21 protein-coding genes are annotated in these 20,059 nt (G+C 67.2%); 7 read left to right on the top strand and 14 right to left on the bottom strand.

Annotated elements, in window-relative coordinates; genetic code table 11:
• Positions 1–31: 31 nt before the first annotated feature.
• The 4 genes from VK92_RS17775 to VK92_RS17760 all read right to left on the bottom strand — a co-directional run bounded on the left by VK92_RS17775 (position 32) and on the right by VK92_RS17760 (position 4,366).
• Positions 32–1,051, bottom strand: coding sequence for an ABC transporter permease (locus tag VK92_RS17775; protein WP_027787475.1), 1,020 nt, complete (start codon positions 1,049–1,051; stop codon positions 32–34).
• On the bottom strand, positions 1,048–2,661 hold the full coding sequence (locus tag VK92_RS17770; RefSeq protein ID WP_048020649.1) for a sugar ABC transporter ATP-binding protein: 1,614 nt from the start codon (positions 2,659–2,661) through the stop codon (positions 1,048–1,050). The genes VK92_RS17775 and VK92_RS17770 overlap by 4 nt, the downstream gene beginning before the upstream one ends.
• Positions 2,662–2,806: 145 nt before the next feature.
• Positions 2,807–3,757, bottom strand: coding sequence for a sugar ABC transporter substrate-binding protein (locus VK92_RS17765; RefSeq protein ID WP_021157018.1), 951 nt, complete (start codon positions 3,755–3,757; stop codon positions 2,807–2,809).
• Between the two features lie 276 nt (positions 3,758–4,033).
• Positions 4,034–4,366, bottom strand: coding sequence for a DUF805 domain-containing protein (locus VK92_RS17760; RefSeq protein WP_165589138.1), 333 nt, complete (start codon positions 4,364–4,366; stop codon positions 4,034–4,036).
• Positions 4,367–4,458: 92 nt separating this feature from the next.
• Between VK92_RS17760 and VK92_RS41880 the strand changes: the two genes are divergently transcribed.
• Complete coding sequence (locus VK92_RS41880) at positions 4,459–4,890, top strand: hypothetical protein (protein WP_131723317.1); 432 nt, start codon at positions 4,459–4,461, stop codon at positions 4,888–4,890.
• Between the two features lie 29 nt (positions 4,891–4,919).
• Here VK92_RS41880 and VK92_RS17755 read toward each other — a convergent pair whose 3' ends face one another.
• From VK92_RS17755 to VK92_RS17735, 5 genes are all read right to left on the bottom strand, one after another.
• Entirely contained in the window at positions 4,920–5,846 is a 927-nt protein-coding gene (locus VK92_RS17755) for a CysB family HTH-type transcriptional regulator (RefSeq protein WP_006484201.1), read from the bottom strand.
• Positions 5,847–5,921: 75 nt separating this feature from the next.
• The gene (locus tag VK92_RS17750; protein ID WP_021157015.1) at positions 5,922–6,980 is read right to left on the bottom strand and encodes a sulfate/molybdate ABC transporter ATP-binding protein; all 1,059 of its coding nucleotides are present in this window, start codon (positions 6,978–6,980) and stop codon (positions 5,922–5,924) included.
• Between the two features lie 13 nt (positions 6,981–6,993).
• A complete protein-coding gene (gene cysW, locus VK92_RS17745) occupies positions 6,994–7,941 on the bottom strand; it encodes a sulfate ABC transporter permease subunit CysW (RefSeq protein ID WP_048020652.1) in 948 nt (315 codons plus the stop codon).
• A complete protein-coding gene (gene cysT / locus VK92_RS17740) occupies positions 7,938–8,831 on the bottom strand; it encodes a sulfate ABC transporter permease subunit CysT (protein ID WP_021157013.1) in 894 nt (297 codons plus the stop codon). The genes cysW and cysT overlap by 4 nt, the downstream gene beginning before the upstream one ends.
• A gap of 122 nt (positions 8,832–8,953) precedes the next feature.
• Entirely contained in the window at positions 8,954–9,991 is a 1,038-nt protein-coding gene (locus VK92_RS17735) for a sulfate ABC transporter substrate-binding protein (protein ID WP_021157012.1), read from the bottom strand.
• Positions 9,992–10,255: 264 nt separating this feature from the next.
• On the opposite strand from VK92_RS17735, the gene lexA reads away from it, so the two are divergent.
• From lexA to VK92_RS17720, 3 genes are read left to right on the top strand one after another with little or no spacing between them, the layout of a single operon-like run.
• Positions 10,256–10,903 (top strand): transcriptional repressor LexA, encoded by a 648-nt coding sequence (gene lexA / locus VK92_RS17730; protein ID WP_006754655.1) that lies wholly within the window; start codon positions 10,256–10,258, stop codon positions 10,901–10,903.
• A 26-nt stretch (positions 10,904–10,929) separates the two neighbouring features.
• A complete protein-coding gene (locus VK92_RS17725) occupies positions 10,930–11,265 on the top strand; it encodes a hypothetical protein (protein ID WP_006476078.1) in 336 nt (111 codons plus the stop codon).
• A gap of 29 nt (positions 11,266–11,294) precedes the next feature.
• Positions 11,295–12,008, top strand: a complete 714-nt coding sequence (locus tag VK92_RS17720) for a DUF2939 domain-containing protein (protein WP_048020655.1) — start codon at positions 11,295–11,297, stop codon at positions 12,006–12,008.
• A 109-nt stretch (positions 12,009–12,117) separates the two neighbouring features.
• Here VK92_RS17720 and VK92_RS17715 read toward each other — a convergent pair whose 3' ends face one another.
• On the bottom strand, positions 12,118–12,615 hold the full coding sequence (locus tag VK92_RS17715; protein ID WP_021157010.1) for a universal stress protein: 498 nt from the start codon (positions 12,613–12,615) through the stop codon (positions 12,118–12,120).
• A gap of 337 nt (positions 12,616–12,952) precedes the next feature.
• On the opposite strand from VK92_RS17715, the gene nodI reads away from it, so the two are divergent.
• Together nodI and VK92_RS17705 are read left to right on the top strand one after the other, a co-directional pair.
• The gene (gene nodI, locus VK92_RS17710) at positions 12,953–13,867 is read left to right on the top strand and encodes a nodulation factor ABC transporter ATP-binding protein NodI (protein WP_021157008.1); all 915 of its coding nucleotides are present in this window, start codon (positions 12,953–12,955) and stop codon (positions 13,865–13,867) included.
• A gap of 6 nt (positions 13,868–13,873) precedes the next feature.
• Entirely contained in the window at positions 13,874–14,707 is an 834-nt protein-coding gene (locus VK92_RS17705) for an ABC transporter permease (protein WP_021157007.1), read from the top strand.
• Positions 14,708–14,744: 37 nt separating this feature from the next.
• Here the strand turns inward: VK92_RS17705 and VK92_RS17700 are convergent, their stop codons facing one another.
• From VK92_RS17700 to VK92_RS17685, 4 genes are all read right to left on the bottom strand, one after another.
• Positions 14,745–15,167: a hypothetical protein gene (locus tag VK92_RS17700; protein ID WP_021157006.1), complete on the bottom strand. Its 423-nt coding sequence runs from the start codon at positions 15,165–15,167 to the stop codon at positions 14,745–14,747.
• A 101-nt stretch (positions 15,168–15,268) separates the two neighbouring features.
• Positions 15,269–16,327, bottom strand: a complete 1,059-nt coding sequence (locus tag VK92_RS17695) for a permease (RefSeq protein ID WP_048020657.1) — start codon at positions 16,325–16,327, stop codon at positions 15,269–15,271.
• Positions 16,324–17,451 carry a tRNA 2-selenouridine(34) synthase MnmH gene (mnmH, locus tag VK92_RS17690; protein WP_021157004.1) on the bottom strand — a complete coding sequence of 376 codons (1,128 nt, stop codon included), beginning with the start codon at positions 17,449–17,451 and terminating at the stop codon, positions 16,324–16,326. The genes VK92_RS17695 and mnmH overlap by 4 nt, the downstream gene beginning before the upstream one ends.
• Positions 17,452–17,515: 64 nt before the next feature.
• Positions 17,516–18,469, bottom strand: coding sequence for a LysR family transcriptional regulator (locus tag VK92_RS17685; RefSeq protein ID WP_048020658.1), 954 nt, complete (start codon positions 18,467–18,469; stop codon positions 17,516–17,518).
• Between the two features lie 166 nt (positions 18,470–18,635).
• Here VK92_RS17685 and VK92_RS17680 point away from each other — a divergent pair, with 166 nt between their 5' ends.
• Positions 18,636–20,057 (top strand): M20 family metallopeptidase, encoded by a 1,422-nt coding sequence (locus tag VK92_RS17680; protein ID WP_048020660.1) that lies wholly within the window; start codon positions 18,636–18,638, stop codon positions 20,055–20,057.
• The last annotated feature ends 2 nt before the right edge of the window (positions 20,058–20,059 follow it).

Genomic DNA, 20,059 nt, shown 5'->3' with positions numbered 1-20,059 from the left:
CGTTTCTCTCTGGTCTGTTCTGTCTGTCTTTCTACCGCACGCGCGTGCGCCGGCTGCGATACGTATCGAGCACGACCGCCACCACGATCACCGCGCCGGTGATGATCCGTTTCGTCGGCTCGTTCGCGCCGATCTGCGCCAGCCCCGCGGCCAGCACCGAGATGATCAACACGCCAAAGAACGTGCTGATCACCGAGCCGCGCCCGCCCATCAGGCTCGTGCCGCCGATCACGACGGCCGCGATCACCTGCAGTTCGAGGCCGACGCCCGCGTTCGGGTCGGCCGCCTCGAGCCGCGAAATCTGGAACAGCGACGCGAGCCCCGCGAGCGCGCCCATCAGCGCGAATACGAGAATTTTATACGGCCTCGGGTTAACCCCGGCAAGTCGGACGGCTTCTTCGTTCGTACCGATCCCGACGAGATAGCGTCCGAACACGGTGCGCGTCAGCACGAACTGGGCCGCGATCATCACCGCGACCGCGATCAGGAACGCCGGCGAGATGCCGAGCGCGATCGGGTTCGACAGGAAATCGAACGCGTCGCCGATATAGGCGGTGCGCGAATTCGTCAGCTGGTACGCGAGGCCGCGTGCGGCCTCCAGTACGCCGAGCGACACGATGAACGACGGGATCCGCCAGCCGACCGTGACCGCGCCCGTCAGCGCGCCCGTGACGGTCGCGACCGCGATGCCGATCAGCGCGGCCGGCAGCGGCCCCCACTGCCATTTCAGCGCGGCGACGCTGACCATCGACGCGGCGAGCGCGAGCACCGAGCCGACCGACAGGTCGATCCCGGCGATGATCAGCACGAAGGTCATCCCGACCGACATCACGACGAGATCGGGAATCTGGTTCGCGATCGTGCTGAACGTATCGTAGGTCAGGAAATGCGAGCTCAGCGTCGAAAACAGCACGATCATCGCGGCAAGCGCGCCGGCGAGCCCGAGATAGTTCGACAGGCCGAGCCGCGTGCCGGACAGCGTGCGCGCGCGGCGCCCCGTCACGTCCTGCTGCGCGCCTGCGTCGGTCGGGGATACGGGAGGCTGGGTCATTGCTGTCGTCCTGTCGTCGAAGTGCCCGGAGCGGCGCCTTGCGCCTGCCCCGCATCCGGATGCCGTGCGCCGCCCTGCGGCGTCTCGCGGCCGAAGCCGGCGAATGCCGCGGCCAGCAGTGCATCCTGGGTCCAGTTGCCGCGCTCGAACACGGCGGTCATGCGGCCGGCCGACATCACGCCGATCCGGTCGCAGATCAGCATCAGCTCACGCAGGTCGCTCGACACGACTACGAGCGCGCGGCCTTCGCGCGCGAGCGCGCCCATCAAAGTGTAGATCTCGAACTTCGCGCCGACGTCGATCCCGCGCGTCGGCTCGTCGAACAGCAGCACGCCCATGTCGCGCGCGAGCCAGCGGCCGATCACGACCTTCTGCTGGTTGCCGCCCGACAACTCGCCGACCGCCTGCGCCGCACCGTGCGTGCGGATTCGCAGCGCGTCGATCTGCTGCTCGGCGAGCGCCGTTTCACGCGCGCTGTCGACGATGCCGCCGCGCGCCAGCCGGTCGAGCTGGCCGAGCGACACGTTCGCGGTGATCGACTGCGTGAGCAGCAACCCCTCGCCCTTGCGATCCTCGGTGATCAGCGCGATGCCGTGCTTCACCGCCTCGACGGGCGAGCCGATCCGCACGGGCTTCGGCGGCTGGCCGATCGCGATCGTTCCCGCATCCGGCGCATCCGCGCCGTAGATCAGCCGCAGCAGTTCGGTACGTCCCGCGCCGATCAGCCCCGAGATGCCGAAGATCTCGCCCGCGCGCACCTCGAGCGACACGTCGCGCACCGCCGTCCCGCGGGTGAGGCCCGACACGACGAGCCGCGGTGCGCCGATGCGGCGCTCGCCGAGATCGATGTGCTCGCCTATCTCGCGCCCGACCATCAGCGTGACGAGCCCGTCGGACGTCGTCGCCGCCATGTCGCCCGCGTGGACGAGCCGGCCGTCGCGCAGCACCGCGACCCGCTCGGCGACACGCGCGAGCTCCTCGAGCCGGTGCGAAATGTAGATGATCGCGACCCCGCGTGCCTTCAGCCGGTCGATCTGCTCGAACAGCAGCTCGACTTCACGCGCGGTCAGCATCGCGGTCGGTTCGTCGAGAATCAGCACGCGGCAGTCGCCGATCAGGTTGCGCGCGATCTCGACCATCTGCTGATGGCCGATGCCGAGCGCGCCCACCGGCGTATCGGGATCGACCGTGTCGAGCCCGACCTGGGCCATCGCGGCCCGTGCGTCGTCGCGCAACCGCGCGCGATCGATGATCCCGAAGCGCCGCGGCAGGCGGTTCAGGAACAGGTTTTCGGCGACCGTCAGGGTCGGCAGCAGGTTCAGCTCCTGCATCACCATGCGCACGCCGAGCGCCTCGGCCTGCGTCCGGCTCGCCGGCGCATAGGGCTGGCCGCCCAGCTGCATCGTGCCGGCGGTCGGCTCGACGAGGCCGCCGATGATCTTCGACAGCGTGCTCTTGCCGGCGCCGTTCTCGCCCGTCAACGCAAGCGCGTGGCCCGCGTCGAGCGTCAGCGTGACCTCGGCGAGCACGGGTTCGGCATAGGTCTTGCCGATGCCGGATACGGACAGCACGGGAGCGGCTGCGCGGGAGGGTTGGGAAGTCGGGTCCATCGCGATCCTGGTTGCGGCCGCGCGCACGCGGCGCGCGGGTATGACGCTCACAAGTGCATGTGCATGCAGTGGCCGTGATCGCGCTCACCCCTGATAACGGCCGCCGCGCCCGATTCTTGAGGGCGGCGGCCGTATCGGGTTTGCGTCACTTCGTCACGAGATCCACCGGCGTCTCGACCACGCCCGACATGTCGGCCTGCTTGCGATGCTCGGAGATCGCCTTGAGCGCCGTGTCGATGCCGAACACGGCCTGCTTCGCCGCGTACTGATCGGCCGTCGCGAGCACGCGGCCGTCCTTCAGCATCGGCTTGATCGCATTGATGTTGTCGTAGCCGACCACGAACACCTTGCCCTGCTTGCCGGCCGCGCGCACGGCCGACACGGCGCCGATCGCCATGTTGTCGTTGCCGCACAGCAACGCCTTCAGGTTCGGGTATTCGTTGAGCATCGCGGCCGCGACCGCATTGCCCTTGTCGATCTCCCATTCACCGGACTGCACCGATACGACCTTCATCCCGCCCGCCTTCATCGCGTCCTGGAAGCCGGCCGTGCGCTGCTGCGCATTGGTCGTCGTCGACACGCCTTCGACGATGCCGACCTGGTCGCCCGCCTTCAGCCGCTTTGCGAGGTAATCGCCGATCTTGCGCGCGCCCTTGCGGTTGTCCGGGCCGACGAACGGTACGTTCAGGTTCTTCGATTTCAGCACGTCGGGATCGAGCCGGTTGTCGATGTTCACGACGATGATGCCGGCGTCGACCGCCTTCTTCACGACCGGCACGAGCGCCTTCGAATCGGCCGGCGCGAGCACGATCGCGTCGACCTTCGACACGATCATCTGCTCGACGATGCGGATCTGGTTCGCGGTGTCGGTCTCGTCCTTGATGCCGTTGGTGATCAGGTCGAACTGGTTCGCGTTGTGCTTCTGGTATTCCTTCGCGCCCGTTTCCATCGTCAGGAAGAACTCGTTGGCGAGCGACTTCATCACGAGCGCGACCTTCGGCTTGGCCGATGATTGCGCATGGACGGCCGGTGCGGCGGCAACCGCGACGGCGGCGAGCGCGGCGGTCAGGAAACGACGGCGAAAGAGGACATTCATACACATCTCCTGGCGACCGGCCCCACGGGCCGGACTATTGTTTGACTGTTGTTTTAATGTGAGCAAACGTTTGCGCCACACTACCCGGGCAATGGCCATCGATGCTGCTGTCGGTACCACGAAATGGAAACGAGGCAGACGGCCGACTGCCTGACGCGTGCTGTTGTTTACGCGCCTCCGCCGGCGGGAAGCCGGCGGAGTGAAGGCTATGCTGTACCGATTCGCGCCGGCGCGCAACCTGTCTGATCAATATTTAGGGTTTATTCGGAGCGCGTGTCACGCCGGATCCCGCGGCTCCGGCTCGTCTTCATCGGCTGACGGCGGCTCGCCGAATCGGTTCGCGTGCGGCGTGCCGGCGATGAAGCCGTTCATCACGAACAACGCGAGCGCGCCGACGATCGGCACGAACAGCAACAGCATCCACCATCCCGACTTGTCGATGTCGTGCAGCCGCTTCACACCGACCGCGATCGACGACCACGCCGCGACGACGGCGACCACGACGAGCACCAGCATCGCCAGCAGCGGCAGCTCGTCATCCGGCGAGCGGTGCGAATCCGCATCGAAAAACACGCTGAGCAACGCGGAAACCAGGCGTAGATCCACCACGGCAGGCGTCCGATCCGGCCTTCGAAGGAAAAGAGAAACCATTTCAGGTTCATTGTTTACCTCTTCGTCACGCGTGTTGCGTGCTGTGCGCCATGTTGCCGAATGTGCCTGAACGGGCAATCCGCGTGCGTCGTGTTGCGAATGCGAACGGGCTGCCGGCCATGTGCCCCGCGCTTCGTTCCGGCGGCGCGCAGGGTGTCGGTGAAGCGGGCCGGGCGATCGGGATGGTGCCGGAGAGTCGCGTCAACACCCGTCAGCCGGCATTCACGCGCATTGAATCACATGCAAGGAGAAATGGGGCGGCCGGTATGCAGGATGGCAAGGCCCGATGCGAGGCGCTCGAACGTGCCGTCTTGATTTCTCTCTGGCAGGCGAGCGCATGTCGTGCGCCGAGTGCGGGGATGAACCGGCAGGAAACCGCGATTGCGGCCGGTGATTCGGTGAGTCTGGGTCGAACAACCAGGCAGGCGGCAGGTCGCCTGCGCCGCCTGGTGCATGAGGAGACGTCGCGCCATCCGCGGTGATCGCGCGGACGGCGCACGACGTACTGTCGTCAAACGGCTTCGCGCAACAGCCCCGCGATTTCGGCTTCGTTCAGGTGCGGCGCGAACATCTCGATCAGCCGGTACGCATACGCACGCAGGAATGCGCCCTTGCGCAGGCCGACCCGCGTCGTGCTCGCCTCGAACAGGTGCTGCGTATCGAGCGCGACGAGCCCCGTGTCGCGCTGCGGATCGTAGGCCATCGCCGCGACGACGCCGATCCCCATCCCGAGCTCGACATAGGTCTTGATCACGTCGGCGTCGATCGCGGTCAGCACGACGTCGGGCACGGCACCCGCCTGCGTGAAGGCCTGGTCGATGTGCGAGCGGCCCGTGAAGTCCTGGTCGTACGTGATGATCGGGTACTCGGCGATTTCCTCGAGCGTCAGGTTCTCGCGACCGACGAGCGGATGGCCCTTCGGCACGACGACCGTGTGGTGCCACGAATAGCACGGGAACGTGACGATGTCCGGATAGCGGTCGAGCGCTTCGGTCGAGATGCCGAGATCGGCCTCGCCGTTCAGGATCATCTGCGCGATCTGCTGCGGGCTGCCCTGGCGCAGCGCGAGATGCACCTTCGGGAACACGTCGGTAAACTGCCGGATCACCTTCGGCAGCGCGTAGCGCGCCTGCGTGTGCGTCGTCGCGACGACGAGGTGGCCGCTGTCCTGGTCGGCGAACTGGCGCGCGACGCGGCGCAGGTTCTCGGCATCGAGCAGCATCCGCTCGATCAGCTGGTGCACGGCCTTGCCGGGCTCCGTGAGCCCCGTCAGCCGCTTGCCGCGCCGGATGAAGATATCGACACCCAGCTCATCCTCGAGATCCTTGATCTGCTTCGACACGCCGGACTGCGACGTGTACAGCACGTTCGCGACTTCCGTCAGGTTCATGTTCTGGCGCACCGCTTCGCGCACGAACCGCAATTGCTGAAAATTCATGGGTATGCCTCTTAGGCTGTCATTGTTTGATTGTCTGATCGGAGCGCGCTCCGCCCCCTGCCCTGCATTCTGGCGTCAACGCGCGGGAAACACACGCACCGCGCGCGGCACGGCCGTTGCACCGTCGCCGACCTGCAGCGACAGCGCACGCCATGCGTCGCGATCGAGTTCCGCCTCGAGCGCGCCGCCCGCGCGCGCCTCGAGCTCCACACGCACCGACCCGCCGAGCGGAATCACACGGCGCACGTCCACCGCGATGCCGTCGCGGTGCCCTTCGCCGGCCGGCCAGAGCTGCAGGTCGTGCGGCCGCACGTACGCGTTCGCAGGGCCCGCGAAATCGGCATCGACCTCGATCGGCGCAGCCGCGCCCTCGGCCACGAAACCGCGCCCGGCGACCGTGCCCGGCAGCCGGTTGGCCGCGCCGAGGAACTCGTAGACGAACGCGCTCTGCGGATGATCGTAGACGTCCTGCGGGCTGCCGACCTGCTCGACGTGGCCGCGGTTCAGCACGACGATGCGGTCCGCGACTTCCAGCGCCTCCTCCTGGTCGTGCGTGACGAAGATCGTCGAGATGTGCAGGTCGTCGTGCAGGCGGCGCAGCCAGCCGCGCAGTTCCTTGCGGACCTTCGCGTCGAGCGCGCCGAACGGCTCGTCGAGCAGCAGCACCTTCGGCTCGACCGCGAGCGCGCGGGCGAGCGCGATGCGCTGGCGCTGGCCGCCCGACAGCTCCGACGGATAACGCTGCGCGAGCCAGTCGAGCTGCACGAGCTTCAGCAGCTCGTGCACCTTGTCGCGGATCACGCTTTCCGACGGCCGCTCGCGGCGCGGCTTCACGCGCAGCCCGAACGCGACGTTCTCGAACACGGTCATGTGGCGGAACAGCGCGTAGTGCTGGAACACGAACCCGACCTGCCGATCGCGCGCGCCGACCGACGCGACGTCGAGCCCCTGCAGCACGACCTGGCCGGCATCCGCGTGCTCGAGGCCCGCGATCACGCGCAGCAGCGTGGTCTTGCCGCAGCCGGACGGCCCGAGCAGCGCGACCAGTTCGCCGGGCGGGAAGTCGAGCGACACGTTGTCGAGCGCCGTGAAATCGCCGAAGCGCTTCTGAAGGTTACGGACGGTGATACCCATTCTGGTTGCCTCTTTACGATTTCGACGAAACGGCGGCGGGGCCGACGTGTGCGGGAACGGTGTCGCTCGCGCCGGCCAGTTCGGCGGCCAGATGACGCTCGGCGATCAATTTCAGCGCGAGCGTGACGAGCGCGAGCAGCGCGAGCACCGACGCCACCGCGAACGCTGCCGCGAAGTTGTATTCGTTGTACAGGATCTCGACGTGCAGCGGCATCGTGTCGGTCACGCCGCGGATATGGCCCGACACGACCGACACCGCGCCGAACTCGCCCATCGCACGCGCGTTGCACAGGATCACGCCGTACAGCAGCCCCCACTTCACGTTCGGCAGCGTCACGCGGCGGAAGATCTGCCAGCCCGACGCGCCGAGCACGCGCGCGGCTTCTTCCTCGTCGGTGCCTTGCGCCTGCATCAGCGGAATCAGCTCGCGCGCGACGAACGGGAACGTGACGAAGATCGTCGCGAGCACGATGCCCGGCACCGCGAAGATGATCTGCACGTCGTGCGCCTGCAGCCACGGCCCGAGCCAGCCCTGCGCACCGAACAGCAGCACGTACACGAGACCCGAGATCACCGGCGACACCGAGAACGGCAGGTCGATCAGCGTCGTCAGCAGCGCCTTGCCGCGGAATTCGAATTTCGCGATCGCCCACGACGCGCACACGCCGAACACGAGGTTCAGCGGTACGGCGATCACGGCGACGGTCAGCGTCAGCTTGATCGCCGACCACGCATCGGGATCGGCCAGCGATTCGAGATAGAAGCCGATGCCTTTTCTCAGCGCCTCGACGAACACCGCGGCGAGCGGCACGACGAGGAAGAACGCAAGGAACGCCAGCGCGATGCCCGTGAGCAGCCAGCGCACGACGCGCGACTCGCTGACGGGGTCGAGCCGCTTCGCGGCGCGCCCTTGCGCGGCCGAAGACGGGGTTTTCAGCACGACGGTGGCCTCCTGGCTCATTGCTGGCCTCCTGCTGCGGCGGCGGTGACGGCAGCAGGCGCGGGACCGCTCGCGCCCTTGCTCGTGCGGCGCTGCAGATACCACTGCAGCGTGTTGATCAGCAGCAGCATCAGGAACGACACGACCAGCATCACGACCGCCAGCGCGGTCGCGCCCGCGTAGTCGTACTGCTCGAGCTTCGTGATGATGAGCAGCGACGTGATCTCGGATTTCATCGGCACGTTGCCGGCGATGAAGATCACCGAGCCGTATTCGCCGAGTGCACGCGCGAACGCGAGCGCGAACCCGGTGAGGAGCGCCGGCAGCACGGCCGGCAGCACGACGCGGCGGAACGTCAGCCAGCGCGACGCGCCCAGGCACGCGGCCGCCTCTTCCTGCTCGCGCTCGAAATCCTCGAGCACCGGCTGCACGGTGCGCACGACGAACGGCAGCCCGATGAAGGTCAGCGCGACCAGCACGCCGGCCGGCGTGAACGCGATCTTGATGCCGAGCGGCGCGAGATACTGGCCGACCCAGCCGTTGGTCGCGTAGACGGCCGCGAGCGAGATGCCGGCAACCGACGTCGGCAGCGCGAACGGCAGGTCGACGATCGCATCGACGAGGCGCTTGAACGGGAACGTGTAGCGCACGAGCACCCACGCGACGAGGAAGCCGAACACGGCGTTGATCAGCGCGCCGCCGAGTGCGGACGTGAACGTCAGCCGGTACGACGCGAGCACGCGCGGCGACGCGACGGCGGTGACGAACTGGTCCCACGACAGCGTCGCGGTCTTCAGGAACGTGGCGGCGAGCGGTATCAGCACCACGAGGCTCAAATAGGCCACCGTGATGCCTAGCGTCACGCCGAAACCGGGCAGCGCGCTCGGCTTGCGAAAGGTGTACGTCGTCATCGGATGCTCTTGCTGGGTCGATGCTGCTCATGGGTCCGACGCAAACGCCGGCGCGATGCTTTGCGCCGGCGGCCCGTCGAGGGTGCGGCGCGCTGTCGTGGCGCGCCGCTGTCGTTATGGTGTTACTGCGGCTTGTAGATCGAATCGAACACGCCGCCGTCCGCGAAATGCGTCTTCTGCGCATTCGTCCAGCCGCCGAAGGTATCGTCGACCGTGTACAGCTTCAGCTTCGGGAACTGCTTGGTCAGCTCCGCCGGCACGTTCTTCGAACGCGGCCGGTAGTAGTTGCGTGCCGCGATCTCCTGGCCCTGCGGGCTGTACAGGAAGTTCAGGTACGCCTCGGCCAGCTTGCGCGTGCCCTTCTTGTCGACCACCTTGTCGACCACCGCGACGGGCGGCTCGGCCAGGATGCTCACCGACGGCACGACGATCTCGAACTTGTCGGTACCGAATTCCTTGACCGACAGGAACGCCTCGTTTTCCCATGCGATCAGCACGTCGCCGATCCCGCGCTGCACGAAGCTCGTGGTCGCGCCGCGCGCGCCGGAATCGAGCACGCCGGCATTCTTGTAGAGCTTCGTGACGAAGTCCTTCGCCGTCTGCTCGTTGCCGCCCGGCTTGTGCTGCGCGTACGCCCATGCGGCCAGGTAGTTCCAGCGTGCGCCGCCCGACGTCTTCGGGTTCGGCGTGACGATCGAGATGCCCGGCTTGGTCAGGTCGTCCCAGTCCTTGATCCCCTTCGGGTTGCCCTTGCGCACCAGGAACACGATCGTCGACGTATACGGCGACGCGTTGTCGGGCAGGCGCTTCTGCCAATCCTTGTTGACGAGGCCCTTGTTCGCGAGCGCGTCGATGTCGTACGCCAGCGCCAGCGTGACGACGTCGGCCTGCAGGCCGTCGAGCACCGAGCGAGCCTGCGCGCCCGAACCGCCGTGCGACTGCTTGAAGTTGACGGTCTCGCCCGTCTTCGCCTTCCACTCCTTGCCGAACGCCTGGTTGAAGTCCTGATACAGCTCGCGCGTCGGGTCGTACGACACGTTCAGGAAGGTCGTATCGGCCTGCGCGTGCGTCGCGACGCCCAGCGCCGCCGCCGCGCCCAGCGCGAGTGTTGCGATCAGGCGGCCCACTCCGCCCACCAGCCCCGTATTGCGCTTGCCCATCCTTGGTTCTCCAGTGTTGTCGGTATTGCGATGTCGGGCCAGTCTAGCGAACGGGTTACATGATTAAAAATAATCGTTCCTCATTTTTTAATACTCAAAAGTGCTAACGCAGACGGGATGGACGGTTGCGGCAGATAAACCGGCGTCCGGACGTCGCAAAATCACGCCGGAACCGGCGTGATCGCGTCGAACCTCACGTAACACTTGAAATTCGCGAACTACTGTATAAAAATACAGCTCACTGTCTATCCATACAGTTGAGCCATGACCAAACTCACCGCCCGTCAGCAGCAAGTGTTCGACTTGATCCGTCGCGCGATCGAGCGCTCCGGATTCCCGCCCACCCGTGCCGAGATCGCGGCCGAACTGGGCTTCAGCTCGCCGAATGCGGCCGAAGAGCACCTGCGCGCGCTGGCGCGCAAGGGTGTGATCGAGCTGGCCGCCGGCGCGTCGCGCGGCATCCGCCTGCTCGGCATCGACGATGCCCCGCACCAGTTCACGCTCCCGCACGCCGGCCTGATGCAACTGTCGCTGCCGCTCGTCGGCCGTGTGGCAGCCGGTAGCCCGATCCTCGCGCAGGAGCACATCTCGCAGCATTACGCGTGCGATCCCGCGCTGTTCACCAGCAAGCCCGACTACCTGCTGAAAGTGCGCGGCCTGTCGATGCGCGACGCCGGCATCCTCGATGGCGACCTGCTCGCCGTGCAGAAGCGCACGGAAGCGAAGGACGGCCAGATCATCGTCGCGCGTCTCGGCGACGACGTCACGGTCAAGCGCCTGATGCGCCGGCCGGGCGGTCTCGAGCTGATCGCGGAGAACCCGGATTACGAAAACATCTTCGTCAAGGCCGGCAGCGCGGAATTCGCGCTGGAAGGCATCGCCGTCGGGCTGATCCGCTCGGGCGAACTCTGACATTCCGTCTCGCTGAGGAGAACATCATGGAACGCCTTGCCCGCCTGCTGCCTTTCCGTCAATTCGGTCGCCTGCGTCACCTGCGCGGCCGCACGCCCTGCGCACCGCTGTCCGCGGCGGCGCCTGTGCAAGAAGAAGTCGCAGTCGAACGGCAGGCGTCCCTGCTGCCGTCGGCGCTCCCCGCTTTCGCGCGGGTATCGCTGAACGCCGGCCTGAATCACGCGGAACCCGCGCGCCGCGCGCCGGTGCGCGTCTATCACGGTCGCTCTCGCCTGATCATGGTCGGCACGATCGATGCCGTGTGCCGGATGATCGATCGCTGCATTGCAGAGGAACGTTCGGCCACGCCAGGCGGTCTCTGATTGCGGAACATCCCCGCACCGGAGGCAACGTGACCGGATCTTCGGGCCGCGCATGGCGGCTCAAACCCCTGCTGATCATCGTGCTGGCCATCGCCGCCGTTGCGGCGATCGGCTATGCCTACGCATCGCCGTACGTCGCGCTCGGCCGCCTGAAAACGGCGATCGATGCGCGTGATGCGCAGGCCATCAGTGAATATGTCGATTTTCCGTCGCTGCGCATCAGCCTGAAGCAGCAGGTCACGGAAGAGCTGATGCGCCGGATCGACGCGGTGAAGAAGAGCAATCCGTTCGCGGTGCTCGGTGCACTGCTCGGGTCGGCATTGATCGGCCCGCTGGTCGATGCATACGCGACCCCGGAGGGCGTGGCCGCGCTGATGAGCGGATTGCCGCCGCGTGGCAATCCGGGAGAGCGTCCACCTGACCTGTCGAATCTGCCACCAGGCAGCGATGCACCGGGCAACACGCCGGCCGCATCGGCACCCAATCAGGCTTCGGCAAGCGCAGCCGCTCCGGGCAGCAACGCGGCGGCCGCATCATCGCCGCCCCCTGCTGCTGCCGCGCCGGCCAGCGAGGTCGATGCAGCGCATTCGCCGCATCAGCAGCAAACCAGCGCCGGCTACCGGAATATCGATGAATTCGTCGTGACCTACCAGCGCAGTGCCGACGGCACGCGCTATGCGGCGATATTCCACCGCTTCGGCCTGTTCTCGTGGAAGTTGTCCGCAATCGACCTGCACGCTTGACAGGGCTCGACAGGACTTGACTGGCTCGGGGTCATCGCCCGAGCCACTGAGGCGGCGTGACTGCCTGACCGGCACGGTTCGCCCGTCAGGCAGTCATCGAATCATTGGATCATTTGCCGTTCGCCGTGGCCGCTTCACGCTCGCGTGCGATTTCGGCCTTCTGCTCTTGCGCCGACGAACACGCAACCAGAATGCTGCAGTTCACGCGATCGAGCAGTTGCGTGTTGCCCGAGCCCATCCACCATCTCGACAGCCCGCTGCGGCACCGGTGGCCGACGACGACGAGATCGGCGTTCAGTTCCGTCGCGAGATTCGCGATTTCGTCGATCGGATAGCCGAATGCGAAATGGCCCTCGGCCTGCACACCGCGCTCGCGCAGCCAGTTCACCCCTTCCTGCAGGATTTCACGCGCGGTTTCCTCGAACCGGCCGCACGCGACGTCGGTCAGCAAACCCGCGCTCTGTGCAATGCTCGAGCGCATGTCGACGACCGACAGCAAATGCGTCTCGGCCTTCAGGTCCATCGCGAGATTGGCGCCGCAGCGCAGTGCCTTGCGCCCTTCGAGCGTGCCGTCGTAACACAGCAGAATCTTGTTGTAGCTAGCCATGAAACCTCCCTATCGCAACAACGAGCCTACGCATTCATCATGGTGCGCCGCAATTCAGGACGCAAGGGATGGAAAACGCTGATTCGCTCCGCGCGGCGCGTGCGCGATGATGCGGTGCACGATCGGTGCGCGCATGCATCGCACCGCACAGGCATGCCCTGAAGAGACGCAGCCGATGCACTAGAATGGCCCGTTCGTACTCCAGCGGGCCACCAGGCGCCGGCGTCGTGCGCGTCGGTCATGCCCGTGTGACAGGCCATCGTCCGATCGGTTCGCCAACCGGCCACGCATCCGGCAGCGAAACGCTGCCGCGCCCGCATACAACGACAACCTACCCATGCTCGTTGCACCGATCGATTTCCGGAACGTCGAAAAGCGCTATGGCGACAAGCTTGTCGTCAACGGCCTGTCGTTCACCGTGCAGGCCGGCGAATGCTACGGCCTGCTCGGCCCCAACGGCGCAGGCAAGACCACCACGCTGAAAATGCTGCTCGGCCTCACGCATCCCGATGCAGGCACCATTTCGCTCTGCGGCGAACCGGTTCCATCGCGTGCGCGACATGCGCGCCAGCGTGTCGGGGTCGTCCCGCAGTTCGACAATCTCGACCCCGACTTCACCGTCCGCGAGAACCTGCTCGTCTTCAGCCGCTATTTCGGCATGTCGGCGCAGGCCGCGCACGCGCTCGTGAAACCCCTGCTCGAATTCGCGAAGCTCGAGAACAAGGCCGATGCGAAGGTCGGCGAACTGTCGGGCGGCATGAAGCGCCGGCTCACGCTCGCCCGTGCGCTCGTCAACGATCCCGATGTGCTGGTGCTCGACGAGCCGACGACGGGCCTCGACCCGCAGGCGCGCCACCTCATGTGGGAACGCCTGCGGTCGCTGCTCGCTCGAGGCAAGACGATCCTGATCACCACGCACTTCATGGAAGAAGCCGAGCGCCTGTGCGACCGGCTGTGCGTGATCGAGGAAGGCCGCAAGATCGCCGAAGGTGCGCCGCACGCGCTGATCGAATCGGAGATCGGCTGCGACGTGATCGAGATCTACGGGCCCGATCCGGCCACGCTGCGCGACGAGCTGGCGGCGTTCGCGAAGCACACCGAGATCAGCGGCGAGACGCTGTTCTGCTACGTGAGCGACCCGGAACCGCTCAGTGCGCGACTCAAGGGTCGCACGGGGTTGCGCTATCTGCATCGCCCGGCCAATCTGGAAGATGTGTTCCTGCGGCTCACGGGCCGCGAAATGCAGGACTGATCGATCATGGACGTGCGCAACTATTCCGCCACCGCCCCGTCGGCACCGCCACGCGTGTCCCGCTTCGCGATCGCGATGCCCGCGAACGCAACCAACTGGATCGCCGTCTGGCGGCGCAACTATCTCGTCTGGCGCAAGCTCGCGCTCGCGTCGATGTTCGGCAATCTTGCCGATCCGATGATCTATCTGTTCGGTCTGGGGTTCGGGCTCGGCCTGATGCTCGGCCATGTCGACGGCGTGTCGTATATCGCGTTCCTCGCGGCCGGTACGGTCGGCTCGAGCGTGATGATGTCCGCGAGCTTCGAGTCGATGTATTCGGGTTTCTCGCGGATGCACGTGCAGCGCACGTGGGAAGCGATCATGCATACGCCGCTTGCGCTCGGCGACATCGTGCTCGGCGAGATCGTCTGGGGGGCAAGCAAAGCGATGCTGTCGGGGGCCGCAATCATGCTCGTCGCGGGGGCGCTCGGTTATGCGCAGTTTCCGTCGATGCTCGCAGCGCTGCCCGTGATCGCGCTCGCGGGCCTCGCGTTCGCAAGCATCGCGATGATCGTCACGGCGCTCGCACCGTCCTACGATTTCTTCATGTTTTATCAGACGCTCGTGCTGACGCCGATGCTGCTGCTGTCGGGCGTGTTCTTCCCGACCACGCAGCTGCCGCCGATCGCGCGGCACGCGGCGCAGGCACTGCCGCTCGCGAACGCCGTCGAGCTGATCCGGCCCGCGATGCTCGGCCGGCCGGCAACCGACGTCGCGCTGCATGTCGCGGTGCTCGCCGGCTACGCGGTCGGCGGGTTCCTGCTGTCCGCCTGGCTGTTCCGGCGGCGAATGATGCGCTGACGGCCGGCGCACCGGGCGCCGGCTTCATGCGACGACGTCACTCGTCGTCGTCGCTCCACGGAATCTCGACGTCGGTCAGGAACGCGACGGTCGCGAGCGGGCCACCTTCCTGGCGGCCGAGCTTGCCGTCCGCGCGATGCCATTCGACGCGGAACTGCGTGCCCGGATCGTCGGCGAGCAGATAAACCGTGCGCAGTTCTTCCTTGTCGGCTTCGTCCACCGGGCCGTCGAACGACACCAGCATCTTCTGCGGCCACAGGCCGTTGACCGGATCGTAAATGCGATCGCCTTGCGGAATGTCGATGCTGGCCTCGACGCCGATCGTTGCGGAGGCCTCGATGATCATCGTGCCGAGTGCGTTCAGCACGGCAGTCGCCCGCGCGGAATTGGCCTGGCGGATCGCGAGATCGCCGCGCGTCAGCGCCTTTTCGAGTCGAGGATGAATCTTCGGTTGGGTCATGCGTTTTCCTGTTTGCTTCTTGTAAATGGCGCCGCACGCGTGAAACGGCGGCGCCGGATGAATACGACGATTGCGCCCGGCCGGCGCACCGCTTGCGCGCGTCAGAACCCGAACGCGACCGCGAGCAGGCCGCTCGCGATCCCGAACACGACGACAAGGATCGCGACGATGGCCAGCATGTAAGGCTTGAACGAACGCGCGAGCATCGCGAGCGACGGCACGCTGATCGGCGGCAGCGTCATCAACAGCGCGGCGGCCGGGCCGACGCCCATGCCGAGCGACAGCATCGCCTGGATGATCGGCACCTCGCCCGCCGTCGGGATCACGAACAGCATGCCCGCGACCGCGAAGGCGACGATCCAGCCGAGATGATTGCCGACGTCCGGGCCGATATGCGGGAACAGCCATGCGCGCGCGGCGCCGAGCAGCAGCACGAGCACGATGTATTCGGGCACGAGCCGCACGGCCATGCGTGCGAGCAGCTTCATCCAGCGCACGAACGGATTGCCGGCCGCGGCCTGCTCGGCCGCCAGCGCGGCGAGCTGCGCATCGTCAATGCGGGCGTCTTCAGGGCGCGCGATCCGGTTCAGCAGATAGCCGATCCCGAATACCATCGCGACGCCGAGCACGAGGCGCAACGCACTCCAGTGCCAGCCGAGCACGAAGCCCATGAAAACCAGCGCCGCCGGGTTCAGCACCGTGTTGCCGAGCCAGAACGCGACCGCGCCGCCCGGCGAGGCATGGCGTGCACGCAGCCCCGCGACGACCGGCGCCGCGCAGCACGTGCACATCATGCCGGGCAACGACAGCAGGCCGCCCGCGGCGACGCTGCCGAAGCCGGTGCGGCCGAGCACGCGCGCGACCCAGTGCGCGGGCAGCAGCGCCTGCACGGCCGAACCGAGCAGCAAGCCGAGCACCATCGCCTGCCAGATCGCCTTGCCGTACGCCCATGCGTAGTCGAGCGCGGCCTTCAGCGACGGCTCGGGCGCGGCCGCCGACGTGCCCATCAGGATCGACTGCCCGATCGAATGATGCTCGGCGGCAACGAACGCCTTGTTGTAGTACGGGAACCATTTCACATAGAACAGCCCCGCGACCGCGATCAGCAGGAAGGTCATCCAGCCGAGTGCCGGACTGGGTTGGGTGCGTGTGGTCGTCATCGTGTGATCGTCGATTGGTTATTGTCGGTGGCGGGCTTCACGCCTGCCGCAAGTGCGGCCGACGCGGGCAGCCCGGCCTGCGCGAGTTGCGCCAGCAGCGTGCGCGCCTGGTCGCACGCATCGGCCGCGTTGGGCCGGAACGTGAACGTCAGCGCCCGGTTCGGCTTGTTGTACGTCGCGCGATAAGTGCGCGCATACGCGGGATCGTAATGCTTGTCGATCAGTTCGGTGAACAGTTCGGCACGCGCGCCGGCATCGATCAACGCCTTCCAGTGCGTCACCTGTTCGCGGCTGTGCAGGCCGATCAGCCGGTGCAACTGCGCCTTGAACGCGTCCGGTTCGTCGAACAGGTGCGCGTAATCCTCGAGGAGGAACGCGATGCGCTCGTCGTGCGCCGCGTCGACATGCACCCACGGCCCTGCGTGAAACGCTTCGATCAACGCGATCGGCAACTGCACGAGCCCGATCCTGCGGCTTTCCGATTCGACGAATACCGGCCATTCGGGGTCGAAACGCCCAAGTGTTTCGACGAGCCCCGAATCGAACCCCTTCTGCGCCGGCTGCGGCTTGCCCGGCAGCGCGCCGAGCAGCGAACCGCGATGGCACGCGAGCGCCTCGAGATCGAGCGTCTGCGCGCCCGCGTCGCGCAGCGCGTTCAGCAGGCGCGTCTTGCCGCAGCCCGTATGGCCGACGAGCGCGATGTAGCGAAAGCGCGTCGGCAGCGAGTCGAGCGTCGCGCACACCGACTGGCGGTACGACTTGTAGCCGCCGTCGAGCTGGCGCGCCTTCCAGCCGATCAGGTTGAACCAGGTCGTCATCGAGCCCGAGCGCTTGCCGCCGCGCCAGCAGTAGATCAGCGGCCGCCAGTTGCGCGGCCGGTCGGCGAACGTCGTGTCGAGATGACGTGCGATGTTGCGTGCCACCATCGCCGCGCCGACGCGCGTCGCCTCGTACGGCGACACCTGTCGGTACATCGTGCCGACGAGCACGCGCTCCTCGTTGCTGAGCACGGGCGCGTTCAGCGCGCCGGGGATATGATCCTCGGCGAACTCGAGCGGCGTGCGCACGTCGATGATCTCGTCGAACTCGCCGGCGCGATCGAGGGTGACAATCAGGTTCTTCAATTTGGCGTCGAACAGGGGCGATGCGGCTCGATGAGCCGCATGGGCACGGAAGGCGGATTGGCGATTATCTCACGGGCCGGCGTCTCGGGCCGCGCGCGGCGGCCGGCGGCGGCGACGCGGCCTGCATCGCGTCGATCAGATGGTCGCGGAACGCGCGAACCGACGCGGGCAGATCGCGCCCCGCCATCGTCTGCACCTGGATGCTGCGCTCGCGCAACTGCGGGTTCGTCACGGGCACGACGACGAAGCCGTCCGCGGCGCAGCGGTCGCGCACCGACAGCAGCCCCGTGAACATCACCGCGCCCGTGCGTCGCGCATAACCGTACATCGCCGCCGTGTTGTTGCTCGTCAGTTCAGGCTCGAGCAGCAGCCCGTCGAGCGCGCATGCGATGTCGATCAGCTGGCGCACCGTGGTGCCGGCCTCGGGCAGCACGTGCGGGTGACGCGCGACATCGGCGAGCGACACCGCTTCACGCGTCGCGAGCGGATGGTCGTGCCGCACCAGCGCGAAGATCGGCGCGCGCTCGGTATGCTCGACGCGCACGCCCTTCTCCGGCGCGAGGCTGAAGCTCAACGCGATGTCCACGTCGCCGTCGCGCACGCGCCGCGTCGCCTCCGCCGGCGACACAACCCACACCGAGAAATCGACGCCCGGATGGCGTGCCTTGAAGCGCGCGAGCGTGCTGGGCAGGAAATCGATCGCGAACCCTTCCGAGCAGGCGATCTTCAGCAGGCTGCCGTGCAGCGCGTCGAGCCCGCTGATGTCCTTCATCACGTGCTCGGCCTCCAGCAGGCTGCGCTGCGCGAACGCCAGAAGCCGCTCGCCGGCCTCCGACAGCGCCATCCCGCGCGGCCGGCGCTCGAACAGCGGTGCGCCGAGCTCGCTCTCGAGTTTCGCGATCTGGCGGCTGATCGCCGAGACAGCCACGTGCAGCCGCGCGGACGCGTCGCTGATCGAACCGGTACGCGCCACCTCGACGAAATACCGCAACGCCAGGCCATGCAGGAAAGCCGCCATCGTTCTGTCTCCACCCGGCTGCCGGCCGCGCTGCTTTGCCTTTTCGGCAAAGAAAGGTTCGAAATTCGATCATTGTGACAAAAAAAACGGCTTTCTAGAATCGATCGCACTTCACGCTGCACGCACAAACCGCGGTGTGCAGCGAACCCGACAGAGGAGACACGACTTGAGCCGTACCGCCGCCATCCAGCACGCGCTGAACCAGTTCGAATCCGGTGCGTTCTTCACGACCCTGAGCCGCCGCGTCGGCTTGCGGACCGAAAGCCAGGAAAGCGGCAACGGTGCCGCGCTGCGCGCCTACCTGACCGACGAGATCGCACCCGAGGCCGCGCGCCTCGGCTTCACGTCGCGGATCGTCGACAATCCCGTCGACGGCGGCGGCCCGTTCCTGCTCGCATCGCGCCACGAAGACGATGCACTGCCGACCGTGCTGATCTACGGCCACGGCGACGTCGTGCGCGGCTACGACGCGCAGTGGCGCGCACCGCTGTCGCCGTGGACGCTGACGGCCGACGGCGACCGCTGGTACGGCCGCGGCAGCGCCGACAACAAGGGCCAGCACACCATCAACCTGGCTGCGCTGGCGAGCGTGCTCGATGCGCGCGGCGGCCGGATGGGCTTCAACGCGAAGCTGCTGATCGAGATGGGCGAGGAAACGGGTTCGCCGGGCCTCGACGCACTGTGCCGTCAGGAGCGCGACGCGCTCGCGGCCGACGTGCTGATCGCATCCGACGGCCCGCGCATCGCCGCCGCGCGCCCCACGGTGTTCCTCGGCTCGCGCGGCTCGGTCAATTTCAAGCTGAGCCTGCGCGCCCGTGACGGCGCGCATCACTCCGGCAACTGGGGCGGCCTGCTGCGCAATCCGGCGATCGTGCTCGCGCACGCACTCGCGAGCCTCGTCGACGCGCGCGGCGCGATTCGCGTCGCGGGGCTGCGTCCGCCGCCGATCCCGGCCGCCGTGCGCGAGGCGCTCGCCGATCTCTGCGTCGGCGGCGGCCCCGGCGATCCGGCGCTCGACGCCGGCTGGGGCGAGCCCGGCCTTACCGCGCCCGAGCGCGTGTTCGGCTGGAACACGGTCGAGATCCTCGCATTCAAGGCCGGCAACCCCGAGCACCCCGTCAACGCGATCCCGCCGGCCGCGTACGCGCACTGCCAGTTGCGCTTCGTCGTCGGCACCGACTGGCAGGCGCTGCATGCGCACCTGCGCACGCACCTCGATGCGCACGGCTTCGCCGACATCGAGATCGACGTCGAGCGCGGTGCCCCGGCGACGCGCGTGTCGCCGGACGATCCGTGGGTCCGCTGGGCGGTCGCGTCGCTGGCGCGGACCACCGGCAAGAAACCCGCGATCCTGCCGAATCTCGGCGGCACGCTGCCGAACGAAGTGTTCGCCGACACGCTCGGGCTGCCGACCCTGTGGGTACCCCATTCGTACCCTGCGTGCTCGCAGCACGCGCCCGACGAGCACCTGCTCGCGAGCGTCGTCAGCGAGGGGCTGCAGATGATGGCCGGCCTCTTCTGGGATCTCGGCGACGACGCCCCGACCGTTCGCCGCGCGGCGCCCGCCGCGGCCGGCGCCACCCTGTAACG

It is taken from the genome of Burkholderia sp. LK4 (assembly GCF_001043615.1).
Classification (GTDB): domain Bacteria; phylum Pseudomonadota; class Gammaproteobacteria; order Burkholderiales; family Burkholderiaceae; genus Burkholderia; species Burkholderia cepacia.
Note: the sequence above shows the minus strand (reverse complement) of the source record. Positions and strands in the feature narration are given on the sequence as shown.

What these genes read in the sequence shown, in the direction of transcription:
- VK92_RS17750 (WP_021157015.1), bottom strand. Translation starts at nt 6,980, where the DNA reads ATGGGTATCACCGTCCGTAACCTTCAGAAGCGCTTCGGCGATTTCACG.
- VK92_RS17685 (WP_048020658.1), bottom strand. Translation starts at nt 18,469, where the DNA reads ATGGCGGCTTTCCTGCATGGCCTGGCGTTGCGGTATTTCGTCGAGGTG.
- lexA (WP_006754655.1), top strand. Translation starts at nt 10,256, where the DNA reads ATGACCAAACTCACCGCCCGTCAGCAGCAAGTGTTCGACTTGATCCGT.
- VK92_RS17695 (WP_048020657.1), bottom strand. Translation starts at nt 16,327, where the DNA reads ATGACGACCACACGCACCCAACCCAGTCCGGCACTCGGCTGGATGACC.
- VK92_RS17765 (WP_021157018.1), bottom strand. Translation starts at nt 3,757, where the DNA reads ATGAATGTCCTCTTTCGCCGTCGTTTCCTGACCGCCGCGCTCGCCGCC.
- VK92_RS17735 (WP_021157012.1), bottom strand. Translation starts at nt 9,991, where the DNA reads ATGGGCAAGCGCAATACGGGGCTGGTGGGCGGAGTGGGCCGCCTGATC.
- VK92_RS17700 (WP_021157006.1), bottom strand. Translation starts at nt 15,167, where the DNA reads ATGACCCAACCGAAGATTCATCCTCGACTCGAAAAGGCGCTGACGCGC.
- cysT (WP_021157013.1), bottom strand. Translation starts at nt 8,831, where the DNA reads ATGACGACGTACACCTTTCGCAAGCCGAGCGCGCTGCCCGGTTTCGGC.
- VK92_RS17770 (WP_048020649.1), bottom strand. Translation starts at nt 2,661, where the DNA reads ATGGACCCGACTTCCCAACCCTCCCGCGCAGCCGCTCCCGTGCTGTCC.
- VK92_RS17775 (WP_027787475.1), bottom strand. Translation starts at nt 1,051, where the DNA reads ATGACCCAGCCTCCCGTATCCCCGACCGACGCAGGCGCGCAGCAGGAC.
- VK92_RS41880 (WP_131723317.1), top strand. Translation starts at nt 4,459, where the DNA reads ATGTTGCCGAATGTGCCTGAACGGGCAATCCGCGTGCGTCGTGTTGCG.
- VK92_RS17755 (WP_006484201.1), bottom strand. Translation starts at nt 5,846, where the DNA reads ATGAATTTTCAGCAATTGCGGTTCGTGCGCGAAGCGGTGCGCCAGAAC.
- VK92_RS17705 (WP_021157007.1), top strand. Translation starts at nt 13,874, where the DNA reads ATGGACGTGCGCAACTATTCCGCCACCGCCCCGTCGGCACCGCCACGC.
- nodI (WP_021157008.1), top strand. Translation starts at nt 12,953, where the DNA reads ATGCTCGTTGCACCGATCGATTTCCGGAACGTCGAAAAGCGCTATGGC.
- VK92_RS17725 (WP_006476078.1), top strand. Translation starts at nt 10,930, where the DNA reads ATGGAACGCCTTGCCCGCCTGCTGCCTTTCCGTCAATTCGGTCGCCTG.
- cysW (WP_048020652.1), bottom strand. Translation starts at nt 7,941, where the DNA reads ATGAGCCAGGAGGCCACCGTCGTGCTGAAAACCCCGTCTTCGGCCGCG.
- VK92_RS17715 (WP_021157010.1), bottom strand. Translation starts at nt 12,615, where the DNA reads ATGGCTAGCTACAACAAGATTCTGCTGTGTTACGACGGCACGCTCGAA.